Origin of the sequence: Rhizobium sp. FKL33 (assembly GCF_005222915.1) — a bacterium.
Taxonomy (GTDB): domain Bacteria; phylum Pseudomonadota; class Alphaproteobacteria; order Rhizobiales; family Rhizobiaceae; genus Rhizobium_E.
Map to the genome: position 1 here is coordinate 293,459 of NZ_STFX01000009.1, position 6,561 is coordinate 300,019.

General features: G+C 63.1%; 9 protein-coding genes. 7 read left to right on the top strand and 2 right to left on the bottom strand.

Annotation, left to right across the window (positions count from 1 at the left end):
• Positions 1-71: 71 nt before the first annotated feature.
• From E8Q41_RS07595 to E8Q41_RS07610, 4 genes are all read left to right on the top strand, one after another.
• The gene (locus E8Q41_RS07595) at positions 72-1,070 is read left to right on the top strand and encodes a substrate-binding domain-containing protein (RefSeq protein WP_246660118.1); all 999 of its coding nucleotides are present in this window, start codon (positions 72-74) and stop codon (positions 1,068-1,070) included.
• Between the two features lie 192 nt (positions 1,071-1,262).
• Positions 1,263-2,576, top strand: a complete 1,314-nt coding sequence (locus E8Q41_RS07600) for a sugar ABC transporter permease (protein WP_137154903.1) — start codon at positions 1,263-1,265, stop codon at positions 2,574-2,576.
• Positions 2,577-2,588: 12 nt separating this feature from the next.
• Positions 2,589-3,383, top strand: a complete 795-nt coding sequence (locus tag E8Q41_RS07605) for an ATP-binding cassette domain-containing protein (protein ID WP_137154904.1) — start codon at positions 2,589-2,591, stop codon at positions 3,381-3,383.
• Between the two features lie 328 nt (positions 3,384-3,711).
• Positions 3,712-3,939 (top strand): hypothetical protein, encoded by a 228-nt coding sequence (locus tag E8Q41_RS07610; protein WP_137154905.1) that lies wholly within the window; start codon positions 3,712-3,714, stop codon positions 3,937-3,939.
• 27 nt (positions 3,940-3,966) lie between these two features.
• Here the strand turns inward: E8Q41_RS07610 and E8Q41_RS07615 are convergent, their stop codons facing one another.
• The gene (locus E8Q41_RS07615) at positions 3,967-4,890 is read right to left on the bottom strand and encodes a homocysteine S-methyltransferase family protein (RefSeq protein ID WP_137154906.1); all 924 of its coding nucleotides are present in this window, start codon (positions 4,888-4,890) and stop codon (positions 3,967-3,969) included.
• A gap of 66 nt (positions 4,891-4,956) precedes the next feature.
• A complete protein-coding gene (locus tag E8Q41_RS07620; protein WP_137154907.1) occupies positions 4,957-5,160 on the bottom strand; it encodes a hypothetical protein in 204 nt (67 codons plus the stop codon).
• A gap of 42 nt (positions 5,161-5,202) precedes the next feature.
• On the opposite strand from E8Q41_RS07620, the gene E8Q41_RS25500 reads away from it, so the two are divergent.
• The 3 genes from E8Q41_RS25500 to E8Q41_RS07630 all read left to right on the top strand — a co-directional run bounded on the left by E8Q41_RS25500 (position 5,203) and on the right by E8Q41_RS07630 (position 6,286).
• Positions 5,203-5,358, top strand: a complete 156-nt coding sequence (locus E8Q41_RS25500; RefSeq protein WP_170976398.1) for a hypothetical protein — start codon at positions 5,203-5,205, stop codon at positions 5,356-5,358.
• 54 nt (positions 5,359-5,412) lie between these two features.
• The gene (locus E8Q41_RS07625) at positions 5,413-5,730 is read left to right on the top strand and encodes a metalloregulator ArsR/SmtB family transcription factor (RefSeq protein ID WP_137154908.1); all 318 of its coding nucleotides are present in this window, start codon (positions 5,413-5,415) and stop codon (positions 5,728-5,730) included.
• 169 nt (positions 5,731-5,899) lie between these two features.
• Positions 5,900-6,286 carry a DUF4142 domain-containing protein gene (locus tag E8Q41_RS07630; protein ID WP_137154909.1) on the top strand — a complete coding sequence of 129 codons (387 nt, stop codon included), beginning with the start codon at positions 5,900-5,902 and terminating at the stop codon, positions 6,284-6,286.
• Positions 6,287-6,561 lie beyond the last annotated feature (275 nt).

The window sequence follows — 6,561 nt, forward strand, 5'->3', positions numbered from 1 at the left end:
GTTGATGCGATACGCATCGGGAGGACAATATGAAGAAATTCGCAATTGCGCTCGCCAGCGCAGTGTTCGCCATGTCCGTCGCCGGCCCGGTCATGGCCGCCGGCAAGACCGTCGCCGTGTCCTGGAAGATCTTCCAGGAAGAGCGCTGGAAGACGGACGAAGCCGTCATCAAGCAGATCGTCGAAGCCAATGGCGACAAGTACATCTCTGCCGACGCGCAGGGTTCCGCCGCCAAGCAGCTCACCGACATCGAATCGCTGATGTCGCAGGGCGCTGACGTGCTGCTGATCGTTCCCTACGACTCTGAAGCCATCATGCCGGCCGTTGAAAAGGCTGCGTCCGAAGGCGTTCCGATGATCGCCTACGACGTGCAGATCGAGCATCCCTCGGTTCTCTACATGACCTTCGACAATGTCGGCGTCGGCCGCCTGATGGCCAAGGAAATGCTCAAGGTCAAGGATAGCGGCAACTTCGCCGTCATCAAGGGCGACCCGGGCGATCCGAACGCCACCTTCCTCTACAACGGCATGATGGAAGTGCTGAAGCCGAATATCGACGCCGGCAAGATCAAGATCGTCGGCGAAGCCTCGTCGGACGGCTGGAAGCCGGAAAACGCCCAGAAGAACATGGAACAGATCCTGACCGCCAACGACAACAAGGTCGATGCGGTTCTGTCTGAAAACGACGGCATGGCCGGCGGCGTCGTCGCCGCTCTCCAGGCTCAGGGTCTCGCCGGCACCGTTCCGGTCACCGGTCAGGACGGCGACAAGGCCGCTCTGAACCGCGTCGCCCAGGGCACCCAGCTCGTGTCGATCTGGAAGGACTCCCGCGCTCTCGGCAAGATCGCTGCGGAAGCCGCTCTGATGCTCGCCGACGGCAAGTCCATGGAAGAAGTGCCGAATGTCGGCAAGTTCAAGGACGGCGCACGCAAGGTCGAAATGAACGCTGTTCTGCTCGCCCCGACGCCGATCACCAAGGACAACCTCAACGCCGTCATCGACGCCGGCTGGGTTGACGCCGCCACCGTTTGCGCCGGCGTGAAGGCTGGTTCGGTTTCGGTCTGCAAGTAAGCAGCCCCAATCCACACAATTGCGCGTCGCCCCCTCGGGGCGGCGCGTTTTCAAGAGAACAGAACGCAACCCATGCGGCTGCGCTCCTCGCCGCACACGCAAATGCCTGCGGCCCATCACGAGAGCGCGTTTCCCCGGAATAACGGCCCGACCTGGGCCAACTCATAAGCGGGCGGGAACAGGGAGCAAATTATGAGCCAGGTGCAATCCACCACAGGTCCTGCGCTGCAGCAGGAAGGACCTTTCAAAACATTTCTGCGCGCCACCGAGATCGACACGCGCATGCTCGGCATGATCGGCGCGTTGCTGCTGATCTGGATCGGCTTTCATGTCTATGGCGCTTACGCCAACGGCGCCGGCAACTTTCTGACCGCGCGCAACCTGTGGAACCTGTCGGTGCAGACCGCCGCCATCACGGTCATGGCCACCGGCATGGTGCTGATCATCGTCACCCGCCATATCGACCTCTCGGTCGGCGCCATGCTCGGCGTGACCGCCATGCTCATGGCGGTGCTGCAGGTCTGGGTGCTCCCCAACTGGCTCGGCATCGGCCATCCGGCCATCTGGATCATCACGGTGATCTTCGGCCTCATCGTCGGTTCGATCATCGGCACCTTCCAGGGCTATCTGATCGCCTATCTCGAAATCCCGTCCTTCATCGTCACGCTCGGCGGCCTTCTGGTCTGGCGCGGCGCGGCCTGGCTGGTGGCGCGCGGTGAAACCATTGCGCCTATCGACGAGACCTTCTCGCTGATCGGCGGCGGCCCCTATGGCTCTATCGGCGTCACGGCAAGCTGGGTTCTGGCCGTGATCGCCTGCGTCGGCGTCGCCTGGATGCTGGCCAGCGCCCGCAAGCAGCGCGCCCGCTTCGGTTTCCCCATGCGTCCGACCTGGGCGGATTTCTTCATCGGCGGCGTGTCGATGCTGATCATCCTCGTCGCCACCTATGTGATGAATTCCTATCCCTGGCCCAAGGGCATCATCAAGCAATATGCCGCAGCGCATAATCTCGATCCGGCCACGCTGGTCGTCGGCCATGGCTGGGCCATTCCGGTGATCATCGCGCTCGCCGTCGTGCTGGTGATGACGTTCATGACCACGCGCACCAAGTTCGGCCGCTATGTCTTCGCCATGGGCGGCAATCCGGAAGCCGCAGATCTCGCCGGCATCAACACCCGCCGGCTGACCATGCTCATCTTCACCTTGATGGGCTTCCTGGTCGGCATCGCCGCCTCGATTTCGTCGGCGCGTCTCAAGGCCGCCACGGTGGATCTCGGCCGCAACGACGAACTCTACGTCATCGCCGCGGCCGTCATCGGCGGCACGTCGCTCGCGGGCGGCTCCGGCACCATCTATGGCGCGATGATCGGCGCCCTGGTCATGCAGTCGCTCTATTCGGGCATGGTTCTGGTCGGCTTCGACGCCGCCATCCAGAACATGGTCGTCGGCGGCGTGCTGGTCCTGGCCGTCTATGTCGACACCGTCTATCGCCGCCACGCCAAGTAAGGGAGGATCCTCATGGGTATTTATCAGAAGCCTGCGGGCACGCCTCTCGTGGAGATGAAGGACATCTCCATTGCCTTCGGCGGCATCAAGGCCGTCGACCACGCCTCGGTGGATCTCTTCCCCGGCGAGGTCGTGGCCTTGCTCGGCCATAACGGCGCCGGCAAGTCCACCCTCATCAAGATGCTGTCGGGCGCTTACAAGCGCGATCACGGCGACATCTTCATCAATGGCGAGAAGGTCGACATCCAGAACCCGCGCGACGCCAAGGCCGTGGGCATCGAGACGATCTACCAGACGCTCGGTCTCGCCGACAATGTCGACGCCGCCGCCAATCTGTTCCTCGGCCGCGAGATCCTCACCAAATGGGGCACGCTCGACGACGTGGCGATGGAGGCCGAAGCCCGCAAGGTCATGGGTCGCCTCAACCCCAACTTCCGCCGCTTCAAGGAGCCGGTGAAGGCGCTTTCGGGCGGCCAGCGCCAGTCGGTGGCGATCGCCCGCGCCATCATGTTCAACGCCCGCATCCTGATCATGGACGAGCCCACCGCGGCGCTCGGTCCGCAGGAGACGGCGCAGGTCGGCGAGCTCATCAAGGAGCTCAAGAAGGACGGCATCGGCATCTTCCTGATCAGCCACGATATCCACGACGTCTTCGACCTCGCCGATCGCGTGTCGGTGATGAAGAACGGCCGCGTGGTGGGCCATGCCCGCACCCAGGACGTCACCAAGGACGAAGTGCTCGGCATGATCATTCTCGGCAAATGCCCTCCGGGGGCGGAACCCGGCCCGGGCGCGATGCAGATCTGATTTTCCGGTTTCAAGCAGTGGTCTGGAGGGCGCGGGCGACCGCGCCCTTCGCTTTTCTGCGGCCTTTGACCGAGACGGAATGGATGTTTTCGGTCGGTTTTTCCCAGAAAAGAGCGGAAAAGCGGCAATTCACGGGAAGTTCTGCGCATTTTTCGCGATTGGCGCTTGTCTCACAGGCAATTAAGGCGCAATTTCTCGCCCCTAAGCAGGAGCATTCGGGAGCGGAGGCCCGAATTCGACGATCGGTAAAAGTTTATGCGTTCCGATAAGCGAATCTTGTTCAGTGTCTGGCAATGTTTGTGTCAGACAATTCGCGTGAGGAGCGATCATGATCTTGGCGACATCGACATTGACGGGCCTGTTTTCGGCGCTGTTGCGCTCGGCCTTCGCCGTGGTGATCGTCGCGTTCCTGATCGGCGTGATCGCGATTTCCGGCGTGGTGTTTTACGGAGCGTCGATCCTGACCGCGCTTCTGGTCATTGCCGGCTTCAATCTCGGCCTCATGGGCGCAGCGCTCGGCTATGTGCTGTTCGGCGGCGGGGCCCGGCGCGCCTGACCCCATACGCTTCACCCTGGTTCTTTCTCACGCCTTGAGCCGATTGGCTACCCGGCAGATATGCTCTGCGCCGATGCCGCAGCATCCGCCCACCAGGCTCGCGCCCTTTTCCACCCATTCCGCCGCAAATGTCGAATATTTGTCGGAGTTGAGATCATCGCGGGTGCCGTGCAGGCCTTCATTGGCGGCTTCGCCGTCATTGAGGTTTTCGAAGGCGTTGGCGTAAACGCCGATCTCGATGTCGACGCCGCGGGCGTCGAACACTGCTTTGGCCGCATCCACCGCCCGGCCCATCACCTCGGGCTTGGCGCAATTGAACAGCAGCGCGGAGGCGCCTGAGGACGCCGCCCATTCCGCCGCCGCCGTCACGCTCTCGCCGGAGCGCAGCCACACCGCGCCCTGGGCGATGGCGAGGTCGGTGTCATCGAGCGTGAACGAGATCCAGAACGGCTTGCCGGTGTCCTTGATCGCTTCGCGCACCGCCTCGCCCTCGGCGATCAGGCTCAGGGTCTCCCCGAGCCAGAGATCGACGTAAGGCGCGAGATAGGTGACGAGCACGTGCAGGTAATCCTGCACGCGTGAGGCGTCGAACAGCTGCGGCTCGTAGGAGCCGAAGATCGGCGGCAGCGAACCGGCGACCAGCGTCTTGCCCTGGCCAACGCCGTCGGCGGCCTCGCGGGCCAGCCGGCCGGCCAAGGCGATCAGCGCCGCGCCGTCGGCGCGGAATTTCTCTTCGCCGATATGGAAGGGGACGAGCGCATAGGAATTGGTGGTGATCACCTCGGCGCCGGCTTCGATGAATTCTTCATGCACCTTGCGCACGATATCGGGCGCGTTCATCAGCGCGAGCGCGGACCATTCCGGCTGCTTGAGCTCGGCGCCCAGCCGCACCAGTTCGCGGCTCATGCCGCCGTCGAGAATGCGGGTCTTCTTCTGCGCAGTCGCGGTCATTTCATCCCCCAGTCGTGATTTCACTCGCTCTTTGCCATGAAGCGCGGGCGAGGGGAAGGGCCGCCGTCATTCGTCTCGGGATAGCCATAGCGCCGTGCCGATCGAGCCGAGCGCCGAGGGGCCGCCGAGCGCGTAGATTTTCAGCCAGATCAGCAGCGGCGACGGCGCCGTCGCCTCCGGCGCGACGAGCATGAGCGCCAGCGACGCCGCCGCCGCGATCAGAAAGCCGTTGACGGCAGGAAACTGCAGCAGGCGAACGAGCGGCGCCATGGTCGGCTCCGGGGGCGCCAGGGCCCCTCGGATCTCTGGCATATGGCCTATGCGGCGGCCAAGAGCGCCAGCCTCGGCCCGGCGCCGGGCGAAGTGGTGGCGCCGATCGTGCTCGCCTTCTATCTCGGTCTCGCCTGTATCGCCTTTTTCACGCCGGATGAAGACGGCGAACTCGCCCATGGCAATGTCCATGTCTGAAACGCCGTCGGGGAAAACTTGCGCGGCGGCTGCAACAGCCTTACATTCATAGCTATGAAGATAGATGCCGAAGCGATGAAAGCGGGCGCCGAGCAGGCGAGCGAGCTCCTCAAGTCCCTGTCCAACCGACACCGGCTGCTGATCCTCTGCCGCCTGTCGGATGGCGAGCAATCGGTGGGGCAATTGGCGGAGTTCCTGGGCATCCGCGATTCCACCGTCTCTCAGCATCTGGCGCTGCTGCGCCGCGACCGCATCATCGCCGCGCGCCGCGACGGGCAGACGATCTGGTATCGCATCGAAAGCGACGTCGCCCGCGATCTGATCGCCACACTCTACCGGAACTATTGCGGCAAGGCCGAAGGCGCGGCCTGACTGTACGCTTCCGGGAACGTTCCGGCGCCTCGCCGGTTCAAAGACCTCCCATCCCAAGGAGGGCTACCCCGTTAAACCGTTCACCGTACGTTTCGCCGCCCTCATCGCCTCTGCCGCCGCCGTTCCGGCCTTCGCCGAGGATCCGGCTCCCGTTCCGGCGGCCAACACCATGGACAGCGCCATGGGCGATGTCAGCATCGACCATTTCGTGCCGATGGCGACGAGCTCCAATCTGTTGGAGATCCAGTCGAGCGAACTTGCCTTGCAGAAGGCCAGCTCCGACCAGGTCAAGCAATTCGCCCAGCAGATGATCGCCGATCACACCAAGGCCGGCGAGGAGATGAAGGCCGCGCTCGACACGCTCAAGAACGCCAGCACTGAAGATTTCGACATGGCCTATATCGAACTCCAGCGCATGGCGCATGACAAGGCCGTGGCGCTCTTCCAGTCCTACGCCTCCAAACCCGACGACCCGACGCTGGGCGCGTTCGCCCAGAAGACCCTGCCAGTGCTCGAAATGCACCGCCAGCATGCGATGCAACTAGCGGGGAAGTGAGGGCAAAACCTTTCCTCCGTCATGCTCGGGCCTGTCCCCAGCATCTGCAACGCTTTGATTTTGCTCGCTGGCTCAGATCCTCGGCACAAGGCCGAGGATGACGGCTGAGGGCGGAAAACCCCTCCCCAACCCCTCCCCAAAAGGGGGAGGGGCTACGCTGCCGCACCCTCCAACCCCAAGCGACCACTCCTCCGCTAAAGCATCGTACCGAAAACGTGAATCGTTGGGATTTTGAGATTTCCGGTTTTCATGATTCCCTTCTGATTGGAGGTGTT